General features: G+C 61.0%; 21 protein-coding genes, 2 tRNA genes and 1 pseudogene. 10 read left to right on the top strand and 14 right to left on the bottom strand.

From position 1 onward, the window contains the following. Positions 1–552 precede the first annotated feature (552 nt). Positions 553–1,425 carry a hypothetical protein gene (locus BLR34_RS12230; RefSeq protein WP_092703423.1) on the top strand — a complete coding sequence of 291 codons (873 nt, stop codon included), beginning with the start codon at positions 553–555 and terminating at the stop codon, positions 1,423–1,425. 328 nt (positions 1,426–1,753) lie between these two features. On the opposite strand, the gene BLR34_RS12225 is transcribed toward BLR34_RS12230, so the two are convergent. From BLR34_RS12225 to BLR34_RS12205, 5 genes are all read right to left on the bottom strand, one after another. Then, a complete protein-coding gene (locus tag BLR34_RS12225; protein WP_092703421.1) occupies positions 1,754–2,857 on the bottom strand; it encodes a tyrosine-type recombinase/integrase in 1,104 nt (367 codons plus the stop codon). A gap of 188 nt (positions 2,858–3,045) precedes the next feature. Next, positions 3,046–3,120, bottom strand: a tRNA-Glu gene (locus tag BLR34_RS12220). Positions 3,121–3,200: 80 nt separating this feature from the next. Further along, on the bottom strand, positions 3,201–3,944 hold the full coding sequence (gene thyX / locus BLR34_RS12215) for an FAD-dependent thymidylate synthase (RefSeq protein WP_092703419.1): 744 nt from the start codon (positions 3,942–3,944) through the stop codon (positions 3,201–3,203). A gap of 45 nt (positions 3,945–3,989) precedes the next feature. Then, positions 3,990–6,035: a DHH family phosphoesterase gene (locus tag BLR34_RS12210; RefSeq protein ID WP_092703417.1), complete on the bottom strand. Its 2,046-nt coding sequence runs from the start codon at positions 6,033–6,035 to the stop codon at positions 3,990–3,992. Positions 6,036–6,085: 50 nt separating this feature from the next. Further along, positions 6,086–6,364, bottom strand: a complete 279-nt coding sequence (locus tag BLR34_RS12205; protein WP_092703415.1) for a MarR family transcriptional regulator — start codon at positions 6,362–6,364, stop codon at positions 6,086–6,088. A gap of 159 nt (positions 6,365–6,523) precedes the next feature. Here BLR34_RS12205 and BLR34_RS12200 point away from each other — a divergent pair, with 159 nt between their 5' ends. Then, complete coding sequence (locus BLR34_RS12200; protein ID WP_092703413.1) at positions 6,524–8,383, top strand: S9 family peptidase; 1,860 nt, start codon at positions 6,524–6,526, stop codon at positions 8,381–8,383. Between the two features lie 131 nt (positions 8,384–8,514). Here BLR34_RS12200 and BLR34_RS12195 read toward each other — a convergent pair whose 3' ends face one another. Continuing rightward, the gene (locus BLR34_RS12195; protein WP_092703411.1) at positions 8,515–9,165 is read right to left on the bottom strand and encodes an MFS transporter; all 651 of its coding nucleotides are present in this window, start codon (positions 9,163–9,165) and stop codon (positions 8,515–8,517) included. A 203-nt stretch (positions 9,166–9,368) separates the two neighbouring features. Here BLR34_RS12195 and BLR34_RS12190 point away from each other — a divergent pair, with 203 nt between their 5' ends. Together BLR34_RS12190 and BLR34_RS12185 are read left to right on the top strand one after the other, a co-directional pair. Beyond that, positions 9,369–9,803, top strand: coding sequence for a hypothetical protein (locus BLR34_RS12190; RefSeq protein ID WP_092703409.1), 435 nt, complete (start codon positions 9,369–9,371; stop codon positions 9,801–9,803). A gap of 103 nt (positions 9,804–9,906) precedes the next feature. Beyond that, the gene (locus BLR34_RS12185; protein ID WP_092703407.1) at positions 9,907–11,088 is read left to right on the top strand and encodes an aspartate kinase; all 1,182 of its coding nucleotides are present in this window, start codon (positions 9,907–9,909) and stop codon (positions 11,086–11,088) included. Here the strand turns inward: BLR34_RS12185 and BLR34_RS12180 are convergent. Next, on the bottom strand, positions 11,085–11,744 hold the full coding sequence (locus BLR34_RS12180; RefSeq protein WP_092703405.1) for a metallophosphoesterase family protein: 660 nt from the start codon (positions 11,742–11,744) through the stop codon (positions 11,085–11,087). The genes BLR34_RS12185 and BLR34_RS12180 overlap by 4 nt on opposite strands. Positions 11,745–11,879: 135 nt before the next feature. On the opposite strand from BLR34_RS12180, the gene hmgB reads away from it, so the two are divergent. After that, on the top strand, positions 11,880–13,217 hold the full coding sequence (gene hmgB / locus BLR34_RS12175; RefSeq protein WP_092703403.1) for a hydroxymethylglutaryl-CoA synthase: 1,338 nt from the start codon (positions 11,880–11,882) through the stop codon (positions 13,215–13,217). Positions 13,218–13,223: 6 nt separating this feature from the next. Here hmgB and BLR34_RS12170 read toward each other — a convergent pair whose 3' ends face one another. Together BLR34_RS12170 and BLR34_RS12165 are read right to left on the bottom strand one after the other, a co-directional pair. Continuing rightward, positions 13,224–13,496 carry a hypothetical protein gene (locus BLR34_RS12170; RefSeq protein WP_143414160.1) on the bottom strand — a complete coding sequence of 91 codons (273 nt, stop codon included), beginning with the start codon at positions 13,494–13,496 and terminating at the stop codon, positions 13,224–13,226. Between the two features lie 249 nt (positions 13,497–13,745). Next, complete coding sequence (locus BLR34_RS12165) at positions 13,746–14,012, bottom strand: hypothetical protein (RefSeq protein ID WP_092703399.1); 267 nt, start codon at positions 14,010–14,012, stop codon at positions 13,746–13,748. Between the two features lie 136 nt (positions 14,013–14,148). On the opposite strand from BLR34_RS12165, the gene BLR34_RS12160 reads away from it, so the two are divergent. The 4 genes and pseudogenes from BLR34_RS12160 (at position 14,149) to BLR34_RS12145 (ending at position 17,310) form a co-directional block, all read left to right on the top strand. Then, positions 14,149–14,991 (top strand): aldo/keto reductase, encoded by an 843-nt coding sequence (locus BLR34_RS12160; RefSeq protein ID WP_092703397.1) that lies wholly within the window; start codon positions 14,149–14,151, stop codon positions 14,989–14,991. Between the two features lie 44 nt (positions 14,992–15,035). Next, positions 15,036–15,665, top strand: coding sequence for a DsbA family oxidoreductase (locus tag BLR34_RS12155; RefSeq protein ID WP_092703394.1), 630 nt, complete (start codon positions 15,036–15,038; stop codon positions 15,663–15,665). 107 nt (positions 15,666–15,772) lie between these two features. Further along, positions 15,773–16,072 (top strand): annotated as a pseudogene (locus BLR34_RS12150) (response regulator); the annotation flags it as partial. Between the two features lie 74 nt (positions 16,073–16,146). Continuing rightward, entirely contained in the window at positions 16,147–17,310 is a 1,164-nt protein-coding gene (locus tag BLR34_RS12145) for an HD domain-containing protein (RefSeq protein ID WP_092703392.1), read from the top strand. A 4-nt stretch (positions 17,311–17,314) separates the two neighbouring features. Here BLR34_RS12145 and thrC read toward each other — a convergent pair whose 3' ends face one another. The 3 genes from thrC to BLR34_RS12130 all read right to left on the bottom strand — a co-directional run bounded on the left by thrC (position 17,315) and on the right by BLR34_RS12130 (position 19,743). After that, positions 17,315–18,580: a threonine synthase gene (thrC, locus tag BLR34_RS12140; RefSeq protein ID WP_092703390.1), complete on the bottom strand. Its 1,266-nt coding sequence runs from the start codon at positions 18,578–18,580 to the stop codon at positions 17,315–17,317. 41 nt (positions 18,581–18,621) lie between these two features. Beyond that, a complete protein-coding gene (locus BLR34_RS12135) occupies positions 18,622–19,002 on the bottom strand; it encodes a helix-turn-helix domain-containing protein (RefSeq protein WP_092703387.1) in 381 nt (126 codons plus the stop codon). Positions 19,003–19,137: 135 nt separating this feature from the next. Beyond that, on the bottom strand, positions 19,138–19,743 hold the full coding sequence (locus BLR34_RS12130) for an IMP cyclohydrolase (RefSeq protein ID WP_092703385.1): 606 nt from the start codon (positions 19,741–19,743) through the stop codon (positions 19,138–19,140). 296 nt (positions 19,744–20,039) lie between these two features. On the opposite strand from BLR34_RS12130, the gene BLR34_RS12125 reads away from it, so the two are divergent. Further along, positions 20,040–20,112: transfer RNA gene (locus BLR34_RS12125), tRNA-Gln, on the top strand. Between the two features lie 92 nt (positions 20,113–20,204). On the opposite strand, the gene BLR34_RS12120 is transcribed toward BLR34_RS12125, so the two are convergent. Next, positions 20,205–20,720, bottom strand: coding sequence for a hypothetical protein (locus tag BLR34_RS12120; protein WP_092703383.1), 516 nt, complete (start codon positions 20,718–20,720; stop codon positions 20,205–20,207). 65 nt (positions 20,721–20,785) lie between these two features. Then, complete coding sequence (locus BLR34_RS12115; RefSeq protein ID WP_092703381.1) at positions 20,786–21,706, bottom strand: hypothetical protein; 921 nt, start codon at positions 21,704–21,706, stop codon at positions 20,786–20,788. Between the last annotated feature and the right edge of the window lie 13 nt (positions 21,707–21,719).

The following is a 21,719-nucleotide window of genomic DNA, read 5'->3' as shown; positions in this document are numbered from 1 at the left end:
GGAACGGAGCGGATTCCGAACCGTCCTTCGGAGGCGGCCTGTCCGCCCACGTAACGAGGTCGTTCGAAAATCGAAGATTTTCGTGATCACGAGAGACTTCGTCTCTCGGACGACAGTATCCGAAAGGGCAGTCGGTGAGCGCGCATTCCAGAAGAGTGTGTCTGTGCCGACTGCTCAAAGCGAGCACCACGATATCCCCGACTCTATTGACGCCTGCTGGCGTCCCCGTGGCACAAACAACACTGGGACGTAGCGTTCAGATAATCATTCTCGTGGGTTGGTTTCACCGTGAATTGGACGAGTCAACCGATTAGTTGCACTGTAAATTGAGCGGTGAAGGATCTGCCAAACAAGAATAATATTTGAGATGGTATGCAACATACAGAGTGTGAAGTCAGAACAGGCCAATAGAACTTCGCGGGAGAATCAGCGTCGGGATTTGTAGTAAACTACGACGTTCGCCGGACGCCGTGACACACCTCGAAGGGTGGATACATTGCTGTACGTCAGACAATCCTCAGGTTTTTTTGAACAGCTATTATTTCATCATGTATGGATGATGCCAGACGGAGGCGGGTGCTCCGCTTGGGAGGTGTAACACTTCTGAGCGGGTTGGCAGGTTGTAGTGCGCTGAGAGGAGGCGGTGACGATGAGAATAATATCCAAGATACGGACGGAGATGGTGTAATTGACAGTGAGGACTACGCGCCGCGTGACCCTGAAATCCAGCGAAGGGAACAGGTTGAAAATGACTCATCACAGACTGAAGATGGGTCGCAGACAGAGACAGAGCCGGATGAACCAGACACGGCAACAGGCCTTAATCTTCCGTTACGTGCGGGGTTTGAGGACCAGACCGTCGCACCATTTGAGCAGGTGAATGATGCTAACTGGGAACCGTCGTCTGCAACAGCACACGACGGCGAATATAGTATTCGCATTCAAAGTCAGACTACTCCTAACACCGACCCTGATCTTCGGTGGGAGCTCCCGGGAACTGGCCGTCCGGACCGAATCCGGTTTCACTTCTATGAATACGATAATCAGCAGAATGGAGCTATAGCGTTTCTCAATGAGGATGAAGAAATTGTGAGCGGCGGCGGCACAAACAGCCCCGAGTGGACGGTCTGGCGGAGAGCAGGAGCATCTGGCGAGAACTGGTATCAGGGTGACGGTTTTGAACGCTGGGTGCGGTTCACTTTCGATTTTGATTGGGAACGCAGTGAAATTATGCTCACGGGAGAGGATCTCGCATCTGGAACAACACGTCAAACTATCGTACACTTCTTGACTCAAGATCCCATTAGTTCCGTCGTCATAGCATCCAATAATTTTCAGGCAGGGAATAGTGGCTATAATGTTGCAAGCGGCAGCAATCAAGGCAATCCAAAATCGATGCATTTTGATGAGATTGAAATCTTATAAATATTTAAATAGGTAATTGTATTCCGAGCCGACTCAATGGAGAATAAAATCGGAGCCCCTTACTCTCTGGTTGCACTCATATTCGGGACGTCGAACCCGTCCCGGTAGCACGGCCAACACGGGAGTTCGGCGTCGGCGTCCCAACAGTCGCAGTCGCCGGGGTCGTGGGTGCTGTATTCGCGCCCTGTATTCAGCACTCGGTATCTAACGAATATCTGGTAGGATAGATACCTCACCGGTCACTGCTTGCCCTGTACTGAGTGACTCGGGTGGCCAGAAAATGAGTGTAGTAACCGTTCTATGACACTCTGTCAAAGCTTGATAATTGTTACCCCATCCGATCTAATGCATCCTGTCTGTCTTCGACAGGTGCCTGATCGTATTTCATCGTCGTCTCAGGGGACTTGTGTCGTAGCTGTGCCTGAGCGGCAGCAAGGTCTTCCTCTCGGGTCATATACGTACCAACGGAGTGCCTCACTGCGTACCAACTCATCTGTCTGTCTTCTCTGTCGATGTCTGCAATATCGCAGAGTTGATGAAGGAGATAGCGTAACGAATGTGTCCCGTATGGGTTTCCCTGACGAGTCATCCAGAGCGTTTCCGTATCGTCGTACTTACCGTATGTTTCTCGTTCCTCAAGCCAGCGTTCCAGGAAAGTCGCGGTTCTATCACGTAATCCAACAATCCAGTTGTCGACGTTCTTTGCACTGTCCTCTTTCGGAATCCGTAGCACACAGTTCTCAGTATCTGCCCACGATGTCACAGCCCGTTCGACCTCTGTAGGACGAAGTCCAGCGTCCAAACACACCCAGACCAGTGACGGGATCTTCCAGCCATTGGCACGACCCCAGTCTGTAGGCGTGACTTCCGACTTCGGCTTCTCGAACCGCTGTGCAAGGTACCGTTTCCAGCGTTCACGCTCTGCCGGACTTTGGTTGTGGTAACTCGGAACAGAACCGTACTCCAGCGCAGCATCACGAATAGCACTGCGTTCTTCCATCGTGAGGTAATCGCGTGGCTGTGAACTCTTCTCCTTCGAGAACCTAAACGAAGGTTCCCACTCGGCGAGTCCGTGCTGGTGGCGTCGCCACTTGAGCAACATCTGCAGTGACTTCAAGCAATTGTTCTTGTGGGTGTTGCTGACATCCCGTTGAGCGAGGTGTCCCAGCCAATCGTCGGCGTGTTCGTGAGTGATGTTTGCCGTGTACCCACCTTCGTGATCCCAGACGAATCTGTAGAATCGATCCATCCGGTAACAACGAGGTTTGACAGTCCCTTCGGCGTAGCCTTCTGCCCTCTCTGGGTTCTTTCCGAACGTCAAGAGCCACTCGAGACAGTTCTCACGTTCTGCTCTGTAGTCCACGAGTTGTCGCTTGTTTAGGTACGACTCCGACGGTTCAGTGACGATCGGATAGTCATCGAGGTCAACCATCAGTCCTCACCACCGTCGTGTCTGGGACTGTCCCGACAGAATCCTTCGAGTCTACTTGGTCGCGCACTAGAACGAATCGCAACACAGCGGTCGATTCGGTCGATCCTCCTAACTTTAGTGGTCTTGAACATTGGTGAAATCACCATCAGTTCACAGACAAAAACCACGGGGCAGTGGAGGGAAAAGAGTGCTCCGGCGGGGATTTGAACCCCGGTCATTGCCTCGAGAGGGCAATATGATTGGCCGGACTACACTACCAGAGCGCATTAATTCGTAGGCGGGCAAGCCCGTATAACGATTATGCTTTCATCCGGCAATGCGAGAGAGTAACACCTGCCATCAGCTACGGTGCAAGCCTGTTTTTGCGGTTGTGCATCTTCTCGTCGTAGTACTCGAAGGTAGTCGGGCACCACTCCGCGGCGAGGTTGAGAACGCCTTCGGTCAGTTCACGAATCTCCCACTGGGCGTCGGCAGCGGCACGCATGTCTGCGACGTGCATCAGCATCCGAGCGTTCATCGACATGACGAGGTTCACCTTGGTGCCAATGGGAAGGACGTAGCGGGCGTCTTCGGGCGGCATCCCCTTTTCTAGCAGGTTCTGATAAGCCTCGAACGAGTCGGCAATCGTCTCCCGGAAGAGTGCCTCGCGTTCGGCGGCAGTCTCATCGTCGACGGGACCGGACTCCTGATTTCGGCCGACCCAGTCGGGGTCCGTCGCCGAGGGCGGGACGACAACCATCTCGCCGTCGTGGACGTCCTCGGGGTCAACCTCGTCAAAGGAGACATATCGCATCGACTGCACGTCGAAGGAGACGTGTCTGTGGCGGGTGAGTTGGGCCATACACGAGCGACTGATGCCCTCGACGGCGAACGTAGCGTGTGGATGTTCGAACGGGCCAAAGTGGCCGTGGTCGAGCAGGTGATGGATGAGCGTCTCCTGCCTGTCCTCGAGGGAGTCGCCGTCGATGGCTGTCATCACGTCCTCGAAGGAGGCGTCGGCCACGTACTCTTCCATGTAGTCGTTTCGCGCTGCCTGACAGATAAGTCGTTCCGGGTCAGCCGTCGCTTCGAGTAGCTGAACGTCCATACACGTGCGGCCGGGCCGGAGCTACAAAGAGTTTGGCTGTCTTACCTACGCGGGGGCAGATGCCGAGAAGACACCGGCGAGTGCATCGAGCAGTGCTTCCTGTGCACTCTTGCGCTCACCACGCAGGAACTCGACACGACCTTCGCGGGCACCGCGGGCATCGAGAGCGGCCAGTGGTGCCGACTCCTGGGCCGTCGCCACGAGGTCGCGGATGTCGACATCCTCGTCGGTCCGAATGTAGGCCTCGTCTTCGTCGATGCCGACGAGCGCGATGCAGTCCTCGCGGTGGCGTCGGAACAGCTCGTCGAGCAACAGCTGTGTCGGCGGAAACTCGAAGCGGTGGGTGTAAGCGTCGGTGTCAAGGACGAGCACTGTCTCGCCGTCGCGGTCGCGGCGTTCGAGGTTCGCCTCGGCGGTGTCGAGTTCGTCGTCCATGCGGGTCCGGTACTGTTCGCTGATGTGGGTCGCGAGTTCGGCCGGGTCACTCGCGTCGGCGCTAAACAGCAGGTCGATGATGAGTTCGCGCTTGTCTTCGTAGGACTGATAGAACGCCTCCAGCGCGATGGCTTCACGGAGCGTTCGAGTGTCGTCGGCGTCGTAGCCGGCCGCAGCGGCAAGGTCGCCATACTGGTCGGGAGTCCCTTCCCAGTAGCTCACTGCGGGGAGGTGACCGAGGTCGGCACGAACGTCTTCGTTGACGTGTGCGGCGACGTTGGCGCCCAGTGCGGTGGCCGTCGTTGCCGGACCGTCGTGCTGGTCTGGACCGACGAGTACGTCGACAGCTTCGGCGACTTCGCTGTCGATTGCGCGCTCGTCGATGACGACGCGCCGGGCGCCGTACACGTCGAGCAGGTCGAAGCCGTCCAGAGACTCGGCGGTGCCGCCCGTGGCGACGAAGACGAAAAGCGGGAACTGCTCGCCGTGGCGCTCGTTGTTCGAGAGCATCGTCGTCACGTCGTTGGTCGCGTCGTCCATGCTGTAGACGGCATCTTCTAGGGGCCGGCGGTCGAAGTAGTGGTACTCCGCGTCAGTGCCGGCGTGCTCCTCGCGGATGAGTGGGAGCGCCGCTCGCTCGATTGCTGCGCCCGCAACGTAGCCGTCGACGGTTGCGGCGTGACGAACGACGACTGGCCGCCCTTCGAGAACGGCACGTCGAACGGCGGTTGCGGCGTCTTTCACGTCGTCAAGCACCGCCTCGACAGCCGGGTCCTCGGCGAGCGGCTCGACATCGCTGGGACGGGCGCGCTCGACGAGTGCGTCACGCATCCGTCCGGTGACTTCCTCGCGCTCCTCGTCTTCGAGGACGACCAGTGCCTCGGTTTCGACCTGCAACTCGCCGCGGCGTCGCTCGACTTCTCCCTCGATACGGACGACGTCGCCCTCACCCGCGTCTGGATAGGCACGCACGCCAGCTTCCTCGAAGGCGGCACAGTCGACGGTGCCGGTCTCGTCGCGAAGCTCGAAGATAGTGGGTCCACTGGTCTGGCGCGCGGTGGCGACTTCTCCCTCGATACGAACGCGGTCGCCGACGTAGTCGTCGAGTTCGTCGACTGTCACGCCCGGGGTATCGAGCTGTTCGGGCGTCTCCTCGCTCGCCGACTCTTGGGCCGGCTCGGATGCTGTCTCGACAGACTCGGTTTCGACGGGCTCCGGGTCGGTCGACTCCGAGTCGTCGGTGTCGCCCTCGTCGTCCTCGTCGTCGACTTCCTCGGCGAGAAGGTCGGTCTCGGCGTCTGGGTCGTCGATAAGTGTCCCGCGGAACTGGGACTCGTCCTGGCGAATCGACCAGCCGAGGTCGACGTTACCGTTGTCTCGGACGTTCTGGACCTGAACGAAGACCATATCGCCCGGTTCGAGGTCCATGCTATCGAGGCGTGTGTTGAGTTCGCTTTTGTGCAACAGGCCGGTCACGCTGTCGCCGATGTCGACGAAGATGCCAAACTCGGCGTAGCCGTCGACGGTGCCGCGGTAGTAGCGCCGCGGCGTCAACTCGTCCGGTTGTGTCCCCCGGAACTCGAAGACGACGTCTTCTTCGTGCAAGTCACAGACGCGACCATCGACAGATGTGCCACAGATGATACACGTAGCCATTGATGTGTGCAAGCGGTTCCGGGTTAAAACGGTTGTCGAAACAGCTTCGCTTACTGGGCGGTCACGGCGTACATCTGCTTCCGGGCGTCGGTAAGACTGTACTGCCGCTCGACGAGGTCGTGCTCTTCGAGCCTGTTCAGTGCATACCTGACCGTCCGCTCTGGCAGTAACGACTCCTCTGCGAGTTCGCCTCGGGCGAGTGCCCCCTCTGCTTCGAGAACCCGCGCGACCAGCTTCGCGCTCGGTGGCAACTCCCGTAGCCGGTCTCTGTACTCGGTCTCAGACAGGCGTGGTGTCACAGCGTCTGGGTCCTCAATTCTGGTACCCATACGTCCACTCTTTTCTCGTGCCCTTGTAAATGTTGGTCTTCCCGTGCCAAACACTTGTTTATTGTACTCTATTCCCTGGTATTGATGCTGTGATTAAACGTCATTATATTCCCAATATATTGCTTCGGGAGGGGACCGCGCGTAGTCGAGTGCGCACGAATGACACAACTTCTTTGGGCCGTGCAGCCGTTCCCGGTAGCTGTGTACGACCTCGAACGATACCTGACGATACGACAGGCACACGGTGGGTCGCTCGGGCCGGATGGAACGCTCGCGTTCTTGCTCGATACGACCGGCGTGCCACAGGTGTGGACCGTGTCAGAGCCGGGAGCCTGGCCCGTCCAGCGGACCTTCTACGACGAACCGGTCTCGTTTTGCAGCTACTCGCCGGAACGGTCGGAGCTGATATTCGGCATGGACGAGGGTGGCAACGAGCGCCAGCAGTTTTTCAGACTGGACGACGACGGAACCATCACGCCGCTGACGGACACGCCCGACGCCAAACACTACTGGGGTGGGTGGCGTTCCGACGGCGAGCAGTTCGCCTTCGCGTCGAACCGCCGCGACGAGTCCGTCTTCGATATCTACGTCCAGGACAGAGACGCGACCGGCGACGACGCCGAACTCGTCTTCGAGGGCGACGGCTGGTTCACCGTCGGCGGCTGGAGTCCCGACGACGACGCGCTCATTCTCGTCGAATCGCACTCCGGCTTCGACCAGGATGTTTCGGTGCTCGACCTTGACACCGGGGAGCGGCGACACCTCAACCCCGACGACGACGAGGTTCGGTACCGGAGTCCGCAGTGGAGTCCCGACGGCGAGGCGCTGTATGTCGCGACCGACCGCGGTGCCGATACCCTCTATCTCGCCCGGATGGACGCCCAGACAGGCGAGCTCGACACCGTCCGCGAGGGCGGCGACTGGAACGTCGGCGGCGTCGCACTCGACCAGGACAGCGGCCTGCTCGTCTACTCGCGTAACGTCGACGGCTACACAGAACTGACACTGGGCGAGTTGACCGGCGAGACGGAGATAACGGAGTCGCCGATGCCCGAGGTTCCGGGCAACGTCGCCGGTGGAATCAGCTTCGGTCCAGACGGCGACCGACTCGCACTCTCCTCGAACGGCCGGACGCTCAACAACAACGTCGCGGTCCTCGACGTGGCTGCACTGCGCGAGGACGGCGCGGATGCCGACGCCGTGACGCGCTGGACGAACGCCTCGACTGCTGGGATTCCACGCGAGACGTTCGTCGAGCCAGACATCGTTCACTACGAGAGTTTCGACGGCAGGGAGATTCCCGCCTTTTTGTCACTGCCGCCGGAGATACCAGACGGGGGTGTGCCGGTCATCGTCGACATCCACGGCGGTCCCGAGAGCCAGCGCCGCCCCTCCTTTACCGGCCTCACCCAGTATCTCCTCTCACAGGGGTACGCCGTCTTCGAGCCGAACGTCCGGGGGTCGACCGGCTACGGGCGCTCGTACACCCATCTCGACGACGTGGAAAACCGAATGGACTCGGTCCGCGACATCGGGGCCGCACTCGACTGGCTCGCCGAACAGGACGCCGTCGACCCTGACCGGTTCGTCGCGAAGGGCGGCTCGTACGGCGGCTTCATGGTGCTCGCGTCGGTGACCGAGTTCCCCGAGCGCTGGGCCGCAGGCGTCGACATCGTCGGCATCGCGAACTTCGTCACGTTCCTCGAAAACACGGGGCCCTGGCGGCGCTCGCTCCGGGAGGCAGAGTACGGCTCGCTCGAAGACGACCGCGAGTTCCTCGAGGAGATTAGCCCGCTCAACAACATCGAGAACATCGAGGCACCCCTGTTTGTGCTCCACGGCGAGAACGACCCACGCGTTCCGGTCGGTGAGGCAGAACAGATCGTCGAGGGTGCCCGCGAGCAGGACGTACCCGTCGAGAAGCTCATCTTCGAGGACGAGGGCCACGGTATCGCCAAGCTCGACAACCAAATCGAGGCCTACTCACAGGTCGTCGAGTTCCTCGACGAGCACGTCTGAGTGTCCGAGTGTGATTTTGCAGTTCCGTGACTCAGTGACGTGTATCGCCGTGTTACGGGCCATCGGCTGAGACGTTGGCACGGCGGGAACGACTCGCAACAATCACTATGTCCCAGCGGCTCTCGTCGTGTTCAGTCTGTGCCCGCTGGCGCTGGTCTGTCAGCCGTGGCCGGAGTGTCGCTCGTGCGAACTGGGTCCGTGGCTATCCAGAGCAGGCCAGCGAGGGCAGATATCGTCAGGCCGGCGGCCGCCAGAAACGTCACCGGGCCCGTCGACTCTGCAATCGGGTCGAAGGCAGCACTCGTGACGCCGCTGGCGAGACGAAAGACCATCGAGACGCCCGAAAGGACCGTCGCCCGTCCGGCGTCGTCGAGTCTGTCGTTGACGTATTGGTTGCGAATCGGCCCGGAGATGCGGCCCAACACGCGGCGCAGATAGATGACGGGGAGGACGAACAACGGGACGACTGCGATAGTCGCGTAGGCGATGGCACACAGCGGCGCGAGCAACAGGAAAAACCGGCGAGGACCCAGGGTGTCCTCTATCCAGCCTGTCGTCATCATCGCGCCCGCGGTGACGAGTTTGAACGAGGCATAGAGCACGCCAAAGGCGACAAGCGGGACGCTGATCGACTCGAGGGTCGGCTGTTCGAGCCACCGGGTCGCAGAGAACATCCAACTGGGCCGCCGAGATGCCGACGTCCGCATCAACTTCTCGGAGAGGACGGCCGTCGAGAGGCGGTAGACGTTGACTGCGAGAAACACCAGTGCCAGCCCACCCACGCGACTCAGCGCCGTTTTCGCGGGTCCGTTAACAGACTCACAGCCGCCGACTTCTCGTGGCTATCTGGTAACTGTTTTGTACGCTTCGTGGTACTTCGCGTCAGCGAACACGCTGGCCTGTGGTCGCTGGCGACTGCCGGCGGTACACGGGCTGTGTTATCATAGACTACCAGTTATAAATAATATGACAGCGTATCTCCAATATGGCCGATACAAACCGGTATCGGACCGTGTTGGGCTTTCTGCTCGTGTACGTGGTGCTGGCGTGGCCACCTTTCCTCTACCTCAACAGAGCGGTTCTCGGCGACGTGGTCGACATGCTCGTGACAGTCGATCCGTTCGCAGCCGTCTGGGTGGTCACTGCGGTCGTGATTGTGGGGGGACTGTTCCGGGCGGCAGAGGGGGTTCAGCGGTACAACCAGTTTCTCGCCGCGCCGAAAAACGCTGTCGCGGTGCTGGTGGCGTTCTCTTTCCTGCTTGCGGCGATGTCGTGGTGGGCCGTGCCAGAGGCCATCTTCTACGTCGAACTCGACGTGACGCTGAATCAGGCACTCGTCTTGATTTTACTGTGCCAGGCACCGATGCTCGTGTTGTTGTCACTGCTGACTGTGCTTGGGAAGGCCATGTCTCCCAAGTAGCCAGGCCGTCGTCGATTTTTGCGAGGATGAAAGCAGTTATCCACGCCCACGCCGAATCCGAGGGCATGAACGGAACGCTTTCGACCGGCAACGAGGTGGGGGTATGCGCGTAGTCGCCAAGTTCGGCGGGACGAGCGTGGGAACCGGCCAGCGCGTCACGCGGGCTGCCGAGTCTATCGCCGAGGCTGTCGACGCAGGCCACGAGGTCGCTGTCGTTGCCAGTGCGATGGGTGGGACGACCGACCGACTGCTGTCGGCCATCGAGTTCGACGCAAACGAGGCCGACCGCGCCGAAATCGTAAGCATGGGCGAGCGGACTGCCGTCCGGATGCTCAAAGGCGCACTCGACGCACAGGGCATCGACGCGGTCTTTCTCGAACCTGGCGACGCCGCCTGGCCGATTCTCACCGACGCTTACGGCGAAGTTGACAGCGAGGCGACCCGGAAGCGGGCACGCGCCTGCACCGACCTGCTCGATGACGGGGTCGTTCCGGTTATCACCGGCTTTCTGGCCGAAGACTACGACGGCAACGTGACGACGCTTGGCCGGGGCGGGAGCGATACGACGGCGGTTATGCTGGGGAACTATCTCGACGCTGACGAAGTTGTCATCGTCACCGATGTCGAGGGCGTAATGACCGGCGACCCAAGTGTCGTCGAGGGGGCGCGCAACGTCGGCGAGATAAGCGTCGACGAGATTCGGAGCCTCTCTTTTCGCGGGGCCGAGGTTATCGCCCCGTCGGCACTTACGTACAAGACAGACGAGTTCGGCGTTCGCGTCGTCCATCACCAACACGGTGACCTGCTCTCGGGAGGCACGACCGTCGAGGGCGAGTTCGAGAACCTCATCGACCTTCAGGAGCGAGAACTGACCTGTATCACCGTCGCAGGGCGGGCGATTCGCAACCAGCCGGGCATCCTCGCGTCGCTGTCCTCAGCCCTGGCAGAGGCCGAAATCAACGTCGAGGCGGTCTCTTCTGGGATGGACTCGCTAACGTTTTACACCGATGTCGAGGAGGCCGAATCCGCAGAAGCACTCGTCCACGAGCAGGTCGTCGACGACGAGGTCATGTCGAGTGTCACCGTCGAGTCGACGTTTGCCGTCATCCGTATCACCGGCGGTGACCTCCCCCAACAGAGCGGCTCACTCCACGGCTTGCTCGAACCGATGGCGTCAGAACACATCAACCTCAACGATGTTATCACGAGCGCGACGTCTGTCTCGGTGTTCGTCGACTGGGAAGAACGCGACCGCGCGCTCGAACTCCTGCAGGACCTGTTCTAGCGGCCCGATTCGAGCCGGTTTCCGATTCGTTCTGGCAGTCCTGCACGGCCGACTGCCTCCTGAACGCGGTCGATGTCGTACGTGACCCGGTGTTCAGTCACCGACAGCGTATCGAGGTCGAGCACGCCGTAGGCGGCCCGCGGGTCGTCGTCGCGTGGCTGGCCGACGCTCCCCGGGTTCATCACGACTCCCTCGTCGTAGATTTCGTGGTGCTGGACGTGGGTGTGTCCCAGCACGAGCACCGACTCTGCTCCGAGCAGGTCGGGGCCGAACTCCTCGGGATACGTGTAGTGGCCGCGGTGGTCTGGATGGCTGTGGACCAGTCGGACGCGCCCGTCGAACTCGCTGCGCTGGTCGGGGAGCGCCGCCAGCCACTCCACGTGCCCCTCGTCGAGGGTTTCCTGTGCGTGCTGAACGCCTGCGCCGGCCATGCTGTTGAATCCAAACCCCGAGTCACCGACCACGGCGCGGTCGTGGTTGCCCATCACCGTCGGTACTCCTCGCTCGCGCAACGTCTCGACGCAGTCGGCGTGCCAGGGGTTGTAGCCGACGACATCACCGGCACAGACGAGCGCGTCTACCGGCGGCATGTCAGCAAGCACTGCCTCCAGAGCCACCTTGTTCCCGTGAATGTCAGAAAGAACACCGACGTTCATACCGACTGTTGTCTGGCGAGTAACTTCACTGTTGGTCCGGCGACGGCTGTCGGCAGATAGCCTGTCGCCCGGTGTTCGACAATCGACGAATGAACAGTCGACACACACTTATACGAGTTCGCGCCACAGTCATGTATGGCAGAAGTAGGCATCGACGGCATCGAGATACGGACAGGGAAACTGAAGCTCGACCTTCCGGGGACGTTCGCGCCCGCACAGGGCGACGACCCGGAGAAGTTCACGAAGGGGCTGGGGCTGTACACGTCCTCGCTGCCGGACGTGTACGAGGATATCGTGACGATGGCGGCAAACGCCTCCCATCGCCTGCTTGACCGGAAAGACCTCTCGTTGAGCGACATCGGTCGCATCGACGTGGCGACCGAGAGCGCGTTCGACAAGTCCAAACCCGTCTCGACGTACGTCGCGGGCTGTCTCGAACAGGTCTTCGAGGACGACCTCCATCACGCCAACAAAGGCGAGCGCAAGTTCGCCTGTGTCGCGGGGACGCAGGCACTCGACGACGCGTACAACTGGATTCGTGCGGGTCGCAACCAGGGTCGGAAGGCGCTCGTTATCGCGACAGACACCGCGCTCTACGAGCGTGACGACCCAGGCGAATCGACCCAGGGCGCCGGTGCGGTGGCGATGCTCATCGACGAAAACCCTGACCTCGTCGCCTTCAGTGACGCACAGGGGTATGGCAGCGCCGACGAGACGGACTTCCTGAAACCCAACCAGCAGTTCCCCAGCGTCGACGGGAAGCGGTCGATGCAGGTGTATCTGGCCCGGATGCGCGAGGCGATGGAGGACTTCGAGCGCAACGGCGGCGACACCCATCCCGATAACTTCGCGCTCATCCCGTTCCATACGCCGTTCCCGGGCATGGTTCGTCGGGCCGCCGCGCTCGGTTTCCGACACTGCATCCGCGGGACCGAGGTCGAAGAGGAAGTCGCCGACGAAATCGGTCACCAGCCCCGTGAGACGGAGTTCGACTCTCACGATGCGTTCCTCGAAGCGCAAAAAGAGTACACCGAAACGCTGACCGAGACGAACATGTACGAAGAGTGGTATGCAGAAACTATCGAGCCAACGCTCGCTATCTCCCGGTACGTCGGGAACTGGTACACGGGCTCGGTCCATATCGCCCGCGCGGCCGGCCTACAGGAAGCGCTCGAAGACGGCCGTGACCTCACCGGACGGCAGTTGCTCGTCGGTTCGTACGGCAGCGGTGCACAGGCCGAGATCCACGCCGAGGCCATCCAGCCCGGCTGGGAGGACGAAATCAGTCAGCTGAATATCGACGAACAGGTCGAGAACCGCCGGGACATCACGTTCGACGAGTACGAGCAGATTCACGACGTACACAACCACGACGAGTCAATCGAGATGGACCCCCTGACGACGCCCGACGGCGAATTCGTCTTCGACGGCTGGGGTCGAATGGGCGAACGCAAATACAGCTACGTCGAGTAACGCCCCTCAGTCGGCGGTGGTTTTCCAGGTCGACCGCTCATCACACGGCCTCTTCGACTGGTCGGCATCGTCGCTGGTCCCTATGCAGCCTAAGCCCCACTTGACGAGTTTGAGGCCGGCGACACCGACCACCATGCCGAAGACGATTTCCGGTGTGGCCATGAGCGCGACCAGGGCTGGCACTCCAAGTACGGTCACGAGCAACGCACCACGCACCCAGTTCTCGCGGTCGTCTATCTGTCTGTTCGCAGTTCCAGTCACTGGTGGTAGCTGTCTCATTGTATCTAAACAAACGGGGTGTATACGGATAAGTATAATCTGAATTATAGTTTTGTAAGACCGGTTACTGAAATATTTTTTAGTCTGTTAGCGTCGATAAGCGGCCGCATATAACGACTTTCGGCTAAGACAGAGCACGGCTACTCGTGCCAGAATGTACAATCAATCCGATACTCACCGAGGGCCAGCGTCTCGTCTCCGTCGAGGCCGACACGACAGGGGGTAACTGTACTGGTCACGGGTGGCTGTTCAGTTGCCAGACGGAAGCTGTGGCTCGTACTGGTCGTGCTGTCCTCTCGTTCGCCGCCTTTTCGTGGCGAAACTGACCACGTGGGGGTACAGTCCTTCACAGAGTTTGAGAGCGACAACGCCGACCGTCCCACCAGTCATAACCGCAGGTGCGACCATGAACGCGACCAGCAGCGGCAGGGTTAGCACCGCCGCAACGAGGCTTTTCATCGTCTCACAGTACTCTCTCGTCCCGACTGCCGTCTCGGCTGATTGTGGTTGTCTCATCGTATCTGTACCGATGGACCATATGCACATAAGTGTAATCAGAATGAACTTTCTGTAATGAACGTTACTGAAGAGCGCTTCTGTTCGAGGGTCGGCGACCGGTGACTGTTTTTATCCCGCACTCGAACGGCCTGTGATGGCAGCACACAACGGGAGCGACACGTTCGATATCGGCGGAGAGCTGACTGTCCACCGGTTGGGGTACGGTGCCATGCGTATCACCGGCGACGACGTTATTGGCACGCCCGACGACGAGGCCGGGGCAGTCGACATCGTCAGGGAAGCCGTCGAGATGGGCGTCGATTTCATCGATACGGCGGACTCGTACGGTCCTGGCGTGAGCGAGCGACTGCTGGGCGAGGCGCTTTCGCCTGCCGATGATGTCGTCGTCGCGACGAAGGCGGGGCTGCTCCGCAACAGTGAGGGTGAGTGGCTTCCCCATGGCGACCCCGACTACATCCGCAATCAGGTGCTCGTCAGCCGCGACCGCCTCGGGGTCGATACTATCGACCTCTACCAGTTCCATCGGCCCGACCCCGACACGCCGTTTGAAGACTCTGTGATGGCGTTTGCGGAGCTGAAAGACGATGGCTTTGTCGATCACGTCGGCCTCTCGAATGTCTCCGTCGAGCAACTCGAAACTGCCCGCGACCACGTCGAAGTTGCCACCGTCCAAAACCGCTACAACGTCGCCCACCGCGACGACGAGGACGTACTTCAGGCCTGTGAGGAGTACGGTATCGGGTTTATTCCGTGGTATCCGATGGCTGCCGGTGACCTGGGCGAAGTTGGTGACGACCTGCGTGCCGTTGCCGACAGCCACGACGCGACCCGCCACCAGATTGCCCTCGCCTGGTTATTAGAACACTCCGACGTGACGCTGCCGATTCCCGGCACGTCGAGTCTCGACCACCTCGAAGAGAACGTCGCTGCCGCGGGTATCGAACTCACCGACCAGGAGTACGAACGCCTCTGTTAACGCGACCGCGACGGGACTTTGTAGCTGGCGCGCTAACAGGGTGTATGAGTCACCAAGCCACTGCTGAGCTTACCGTCTACGCCGACTACGTCTGCCCGTTCTGTTATCTCGGATACGTCTCGCTCGATAGCTATCGAACGGAGCGCGACGGGCCGTTGGCTGTCCATTGGCAGCCTTTCGACCTCCGGGCGAGCCAGCGCCGACCCGACGGCACCATCGACCACGACGTCGATACCGGCAAAGACGAGGAGTACTACGAGGAAGCACGCAAGAACGTCGAGCGACTGGCCGACCAGTACGGGGTCGACATGGTACAGAACCTCTCGAAGGACATCGACTCATACGACGCACAGCGTGTCGGGCTCCGGGCTTCGGAACAGTACCCCGACAGGTTCGATACGTTCCACCGCGGCGTGTTCGATGCGCTCTGGGAGGACGGGCGTGATATCGGCGAACAGTCGGTACTCGCCTCGGTCGCCGAACAGGCAGACCTCCCCGACGGCTTCGTCGCCGAAACGCTCGCCGACGACGCGAGCGCGGATCAACTCGATGAGGCCTTTGCCGCCGCACAGAGCCGTCGTATTACGGGGGTGCCGACGTTCGTCTTCGGTGAGCATGCCGCCCGCGGTGCGGTCCCGCCAGAACACCTCCGCAGGCTCGTCGAAGGGGCCTGAACGGACGCCGGAACCTATAGTCGGGGGGTACGTTGGTCCGGGCAGGGATGGGGGACGTTTTACTCGTCGACGATGCGACGTTCATGTAGAATCTCTATCGCGCACTCCTCGACGAGACCGCTGGGACTGTCGTCCCAGAGGCGACAAACGGCGTCGAGGGCATCGAGGCATACAAGGAATACGACCCAGATGTCGTCGTGATGAACGTGCGGATGCCAGTGCTCGACGGCATCGGCGCGAGTGAGGACATCATCGAGTACGACGCAGATGCGACGACCGTCATCTGCTCGGGCAACAGGCAAGACGAGAAACTGAAAGCCGCGGTGGCTGCTGGCGCCGTCGATTATCTGACCAAGCCGTTCCAGCGAGCGGGATTTCTCGAAGTGGTTACCAGTCACCTGAAGTGAACTGACTGTCTCGCCCGCGACCCCGCTCTGGCGGAAACGAAACCACAATGTGGCGGGAGTTGATTAATTCGACAATGAACCCGGTCAAAGACAGCGTCCACGACTATATCAGACTCGACCCTGTGGCCGCTGAGTTGGTCGATACACCCACCTTTCAGCGTCTGCGCCACATCAAACAGCTCTCGACAGTCCGGCTCGTCTACCCCGCGGCGAACCACACCCGATTCGAACACAGTCTCGGTGTCTACCACCTCGCCAGCAACGCCGTCGACCACCTCGGCGTCGACGCCGATACGGCCAAACACACCCGCGCTGCAGCGCTGTTACACGACATCGGCCACGGGCCTTACGGACACCAGACAGAAGACCTCATCCGCCGGCGGACGGGCACCGACCACGACGAGGTCGGCTGGCTACTCACGGACGCCGACCGAGAGGTCTGTCATGTGCTCGAATCACACGGTCTCGACCCCGAGCGCGTTACTGACCTCATCGCCGGGAAGGGACGGCTCGGCCCGCTCGTCGCCGGCGAACTCGACGTCGACCGGATGGATTACCTTGTCAGAGACGCCCACCACACGGGAGTTCCGTACGGAACTGTCGACCACGGGCGACTCATCCGCGAACTCCGGCTGGAGGGAGACCGGCTCACCCTCGCGGCGGGGAACGTCCCGACCGCGGAGTCGCTGTTACTGGCCCGCTCGCTGATGAACACCGTCGTTTACCGCCACCACGTGTCGCGAATCGCCGGCGCGATGCTCGACCGAGCCTGTGAACGATACCTGGCGGCGACGGAGACACCCGTTGCCGAGTTCCGCCGGATGGCCGACCACGACCTGCTGGTCGCGCTCCAGGAGACCGAGCTTGGTCGGCGAATCGAGCGGCGAAATCTCTACAAACGGGCAGTCTGGGCGGGACTGGACCGCGTTCCCTCCGAGATTCTTGACGTGACATACGCAGATGCCCGTGACGCCGAGCACGAGATTGCAACGGCCGCCGGCGTCGACCCCGAGGCAGTCATCGTCGACGTACCGAGCAGACCGGGGCTCAAAGAACTTGGCACAAACGTCGTCGTCGACGGAATCGTCCGACGGCTCGAAGATACGTCCGAACTCGCAGCCAGCATCCGCGCGGCCGAGCGAACGCGCTGGCGGCTGGGCGTCTACTGTCCGGACCAACACATCGAACAGGTGAGCGGGGCTGCCCGCGAGATTCTCGGACTCCGCCCAACGGCGTGACCGATTACTTCAGCTCGAGATAGTCTCGAACACCCTGTGTCGTCCCCGGCACTGCCTCTGGCTCGGTCCCTGCCTCGACGGCGGCTTCGGGGTCTTTGAGGAGATGTCCAGTAGTGAGGCAGACGACCTGCTCGTCGGCAGTCACGACGCCCTCCTCGCGAAGTGAACGAAGGCCTGCAATCGACGCTGCAGATGCCGGCTCGACGCCGACGCCTTCTCTGGCAAGCTCGCGCTGTGCGGCTTTAATCTCGCCGTCGGTGACCGCGACGGCAGTCCCGCCGGTTTCGCGGATACCGGGGAGTGCCTTCGGGGCGTTGACGGGGTTGCCGATGCGGATTGCCGTCGCACTCGTCTCGACAGAGTCCCAGCGACGCGTCTCCGCTCTCCCGTCTTCGATTGCCTCGACCATCGGAGCGGCCCCCTCTGCCTGGACACCGGTCAGCTTCGGCATATCGGCGTCTCCGAGTGCACTGCTTGCCACGAGTTCACGAAGGCACTTGTAGAGTGCGGCGGTGTTGCCAGCGTTGCCGACCGGAAGCACGATTCGGTCCGGATAGGATTCCTCTTCGTCCCGGAACTGTTCGAGTATCTCCAGCCCGATTGTCTTCTGTCCCTCCAGCCGGAACGGATTGAGCGAGTTCAACAGATAGACATCGCCACGCTCAGCGAGGTCGCCGACGATATCGAGACAGGTATCGAAGTTGCCGTCGACTTCCAAGATGCGTGCACCATGAAGACTCGCCTGCGCGACCTTGCCGGCGGCGACTTTTCCCTGTGGAAGAAGCACGAGCGTTTCGAGGCCGGCACGCGAGCCATACGCCGAGAGCGCAGCGCTCGTGTTCCCCGTTGAGGCACACGCCAACCGCTCGACTCCCATCTGTTCTGCGACGCGGACGCCGACGGTCATCCCTCTATCTTTGAAGCTTCCGGTCGGGTTCATACCCTCGTGTTTGACTCGCAACCGGTCGACGCCAATCGAGGACTCCAGACGTGGCACGTCGTGTAGTGGCGTCGCCCCTTCTGGAAGCGAGACGCCCGTCTCGAAGGGGAGGGCCGCGTCGTACCGCCAGACGCCACGGCCGTCGAAGTCCTCCCAGGTTGGCAGGTCGGCGTATCTGACTTCGAGCAGTCCGTCGCAGTCGTCACAGACGTACCGGACCGTCTCGAAGGGCGCGAACTCCTCGCCGCAGGCGATACACGAAAGCCAGACTCCCTCAGTCGCGCAGGTGGGTTCCTCGCCGCTCAGGTCGAAGTGGGACTGACTGGTCATTACCGACACGTCGGTCGGGACCGATAAAAATCAGGTGCCTCTCAGTCGTCCCCGAACTCCTCGATGCGGTCGTGGACGTAGCCCGCCCACGCGTCAAGCGTCTCGTGCATCAACTCTCGGGCGTCCGGGAGCGGCGTCGGGCTGTACTGGTAGACGTGACCGCCGCCGTCGAGGAGCCGGCGCTCGCGGTCTGCTAGTTCTTTCTCCCGCAACGTCGACAGTGAACGGTTGACGTTGCTCCGGTCGCGGTCGAGTTCAGTTGCGAGCTCCTCGACGGTGCTGCCCGGATTGTCGAGTAATGCCTCGTAGGTGCGGGCTTCGTGGCGCTGAATCCCAAACACGCAGGTCAACACTTCTTCGAGACCCGGCTCCTCTTCGAGCATGAGGTCGCGGAAATCCTGGGGCGAAGGGTCGGCTTCCATACCCTGGATACGGAGCGCCGACAGAATAAATCCCCTCGTTTGGCACGACAGGCGCTGTCTGTTGGTCTGAGTCACACCTGGCAACCCGTCCACGCTGCGGTGGCCGCACCGCTTTGCCGTCTGGCCCGCCGGGTGCTACTTGCTGTCGTTGACGACGGCCGTCTCGAACCCGTCGTCGGTTACCTCGACACCTGCTGCACACACAGCGTGTTCGAACTCGTGGCCATACAGCTCTCGGGCAGCGCCGGCGGCGCTGTCGGCCGTCAGGTCGAACGATTCCGGGCTGTCGCGTTCGTAGGTGGCAACCAGGGTCGGTTCGTCGACTGCTTCAACGACGAGGCCATCCCGGCGGACTATCCCGACGTAGCCGGCCGGAACTTCTGTCGCCGTCGGGTCGTCGCTCACGCCGACGATACCCGCTACTCGCGGTGTGTCGTAGTCGTCTTTCTCGAAATCGAGAGCGAGCAGTGGCTCAGCCAGCGCATCACGCGCGGGATAGCCAAGCGCGAGCTTCTCGGCGATTGGGTCGACGTGGGACCCGTTTCCGATAACTGCGCCCCGGTCGGTGACCTGAACGCAGTTGTACGCGATATAGGGATTGTCGGTTTCTGGCGCGTCCGGTGTGGGGCCAACGGTGATGGTGTCGTCCCGCTTTGTTGCCGCTCTGTTCGGGAACGACCGCGACGAGACACGGTACGCGCCGACAGTCGGGCCGACGACGACGAATCGTCCAACGTACATGCTCTATCGTTCTCTAGCCCCGGAGCATGTAGGTGTCGATATGTTGTGACGCCACGCGGCCTCACAGTACTGTTCCGTCGTCCGGATGGCGAACAGCCGACACGACCTACAGACGCGAAGCGATGTGTCGGACTCCCGCGTGTCGCTTCGCGGTGCGGACTCAGAGCATGGGGTTCGTGGTTGTGTTCTGGCATATAAATCTCGGTCTGGACCCGCCGCTGGTGGTACGAGAAACCGGGACAATCGCTCGGCTGCTTCGACACGCATAAATACACCCGTGAATTATCCAAAGTTGGAGTCCCGTGGGGTAGTGGCCAATCCTGTCAGCTTCTGGGGCTGACGACGGAAGTTCGAATCTTCCCGGGACTACTTCTCTGCGTAATACGTGCGACAGTACCGTGTCTATTCGGCGTGCCAGCCCACCCACTGGCGTTCGCTTCACCGACGGCAAACGTCTCTGCTCAACTGTGAGGCTCGGTCGCGGGGACCGGTCGCACCGACTTGACATTCTCGTCGTCACCCAGCGCCACGAGAGAATCGACCGCGACCCAGGCCGTGACTGATCCCTCGAGTTCGGTTATCACCGTACTGATGTTATCTTCGGGAAGCTCGCCACCGGGTTCGAGCTGTACCAGAACGCGAACCTCACCGTCTCGATACTCGATGTCGTGTGCGTCGGCGACCGCTTCCGGATTGTCAGCGGCAGCTACCTGTGCGACACCGTTCGAGAGTGGACTTCGCTCTGGCATACTGTCTGTCGGGTCAGCCTCGCCTGTGTTGCCGTCGGCTGCGGTCGATTCGGTCTTGTTTTCTGACGACGAACCGTCCGTACCGCCGTCAGCGGCGCTCGAACTCCTGTTTGCCGCGTCCTCCGGCTGGTCGTCGACACAGCCTCCAAAGAGGACGAGACTCACACACCCACAGCCCGCCCGAAGCACTCCCCGTCTGTCTCGGGCCACGTCCACAGTTTCGTCCATGACAGATATAGGCGTTCCGTGCACTGCAACGGCTGTTTCAGTGATGCGACGCTGCTTGTGGCGAGTCAATCCGCGGTCAGACCGTCGTATGCGGCGCTGGCGTCGACTTGTCCGAACCCGATTTTCGTGTTGGCCGGCTCGCCGACGTCGTCGTCTGCGATAGCAGTCCCCGTCTCGAAGAGGCTACTCCGCACATCGCCTCGGCTCCTGTCTCTGGATATGTCGAACGTGACACCGAACGCCGCCGGACGACGACCTGTGTTCGTCACAGTCACCGCCATGTCGAACGGGTCGCCCGGGTTGACGACGGCGGCGGGGCCCTGACCGTCGATGTCTAACTCAGAGAGGAGTGCGACTGCGTCTCCGGCCTCTGTGTCGACGTCGGCGACAATCGTGACCTCGCCGTCGACGAGCGGTCCGCTCTGGTTGGCGTCGACCGTCTGTGCGTTCGTGTAGTCACTACCAGCACCTGTATCGACGAGTAATCCGACGTTAATACACTCGCCCAACTCGAGGGCCGCAGGCGCGAACCCACTGACGCCGTCTGCGTCGGTGATGGAACTGATTGTGTCGTCGCCGCCATCGAGGGCCGACCCGACGTAGAAGACGACCTCGGCACCGCCGGTTTCGAGTCCGTCGGCGTCGATGAAAAACGCAGCGTCCTCTGTGCCCTGGTTGCAGACCGTGAGGAGATTATCGAAAAACGTCAGGGAGTCCGAATTGACACCCGAACCGCCGATTGGGTTTTCGGCTTCGGGAATCTCCCCGATGTCGATTTCGATGTGGCCGCTTTCGTCTTCCGCGACGTAGTTGTCTCCGTTCAGGGAGCCTCCCGGCTGGAGACCGAGGTACGCGTTTGCGTCGTTCGTGACCTGCACGCTCACGTCTCTGTGCGATTCGACGCGGCTAAACGCGCCCGAACTCACGAGCGCGGCGCCGCCGATAGCTGTACTGCCAGCGCCTATCAGGAAGGTACGTCGTTTCATTGGTGGGTCCCGG

It is taken from the genome of Halovenus aranensis (assembly GCF_900100385.1).
Lineage (GTDB): Archaea > Halobacteriota > Halobacteria > Halobacteriales > Haloarculaceae > Halovenus > Halovenus aranensis.
This window is presented reverse-complemented; position numbering and strand designations above follow the sequence as displayed.

Excerpts from the sequence above, each read along its gene's own strand:
- BLR34_RS12230 (WP_092703423.1), top strand. The coding sequence starts at position 553 with ATGGATGATGCCAGACGGAGGCGGGTGCTCCGCTTGGGAGGTGTAACA.
- BLR34_RS12225 (WP_092703421.1), bottom strand. The coding sequence starts at position 2,857 with ATGGTTGACCTCGATGACTATCCGATCGTCACTGAACCGTCGGAGTCG.
- thyX (WP_092703419.1), bottom strand. The coding sequence starts at position 3,944 with ATGGACGTTCAGCTACTCGAAGCGACGGCTGACCCGGAACGACTTATC.
- BLR34_RS12210 (WP_092703417.1), bottom strand. The coding sequence starts at position 6,035 with ATGGCTACGTGTATCATCTGTGGCACATCTGTCGATGGTCGCGTCTGT.
- BLR34_RS12205 (WP_092703415.1), bottom strand. The coding sequence starts at position 6,364 with ATGGGTACCAGAATTGAGGACCCAGACGCTGTGACACCACGCCTGTCT.
- BLR34_RS12200 (WP_092703413.1), top strand. The coding sequence starts at position 6,524 with ATGACACAACTTCTTTGGGCCGTGCAGCCGTTCCCGGTAGCTGTGTAC.
- BLR34_RS12190 (WP_092703409.1), top strand. The coding sequence starts at position 9,369 with ATGGCCGATACAAACCGGTATCGGACCGTGTTGGGCTTTCTGCTCGTG.
- BLR34_RS12185 (WP_092703407.1), top strand. The coding sequence starts at position 9,907 with ATGCGCGTAGTCGCCAAGTTCGGCGGGACGAGCGTGGGAACCGGCCAG.
- BLR34_RS12180 (WP_092703405.1), bottom strand. The coding sequence starts at position 11,744 with ATGAACGTCGGTGTTCTTTCTGACATTCACGGGAACAAGGTGGCTCTG.
- hmgB (WP_092703403.1), top strand. The coding sequence starts at position 11,880 with ATGGCAGAAGTAGGCATCGACGGCATCGAGATACGGACAGGGAAACTG.
- BLR34_RS12170 (WP_143414160.1), bottom strand. The coding sequence starts at position 13,496 with ATGAGACAGCTACCACCAGTGACTGGAACTGCGAACAGACAGATAGAC.
- BLR34_RS12165 (WP_092703399.1), bottom strand. The coding sequence starts at position 14,012 with ATGAGACAACCACAATCAGCCGAGACGGCAGTCGGGACGAGAGAGTAC.
- BLR34_RS12160 (WP_092703397.1), top strand. The coding sequence starts at position 14,149 with ATGGCAGCACACAACGGGAGCGACACGTTCGATATCGGCGGAGAGCTG.
- BLR34_RS12155 (WP_092703394.1), top strand. The coding sequence starts at position 15,036 with ATGAGTCACCAAGCCACTGCTGAGCTTACCGTCTACGCCGACTACGTC.
- BLR34_RS12145 (WP_092703392.1), top strand. The coding sequence starts at position 16,147 with ATGAACCCGGTCAAAGACAGCGTCCACGACTATATCAGACTCGACCCT.
- thrC (WP_092703390.1), bottom strand. The coding sequence starts at position 18,580 with ATGACCAGTCAGTCCCACTTCGACCTGAGCGGCGAGGAACCCACCTGC.
- BLR34_RS12135 (WP_092703387.1), bottom strand. The coding sequence starts at position 19,002 with ATGGAAGCCGACCCTTCGCCCCAGGATTTCCGCGACCTCATGCTCGAA.
- BLR34_RS12130 (WP_092703385.1), bottom strand. The coding sequence starts at position 19,743 with ATGTACGTTGGACGATTCGTCGTCGTCGGCCCGACTGTCGGCGCGTAC.
- BLR34_RS12120 (WP_092703383.1), bottom strand. The coding sequence starts at position 20,720 with ATGGACGAAACTGTGGACGTGGCCCGAGACAGACGGGGAGTGCTTCGG.
- BLR34_RS12115 (WP_092703381.1), bottom strand. The coding sequence starts at position 21,706 with ATGAAACGACGTACCTTCCTGATAGGCGCTGGCAGTACAGCTATCGGC.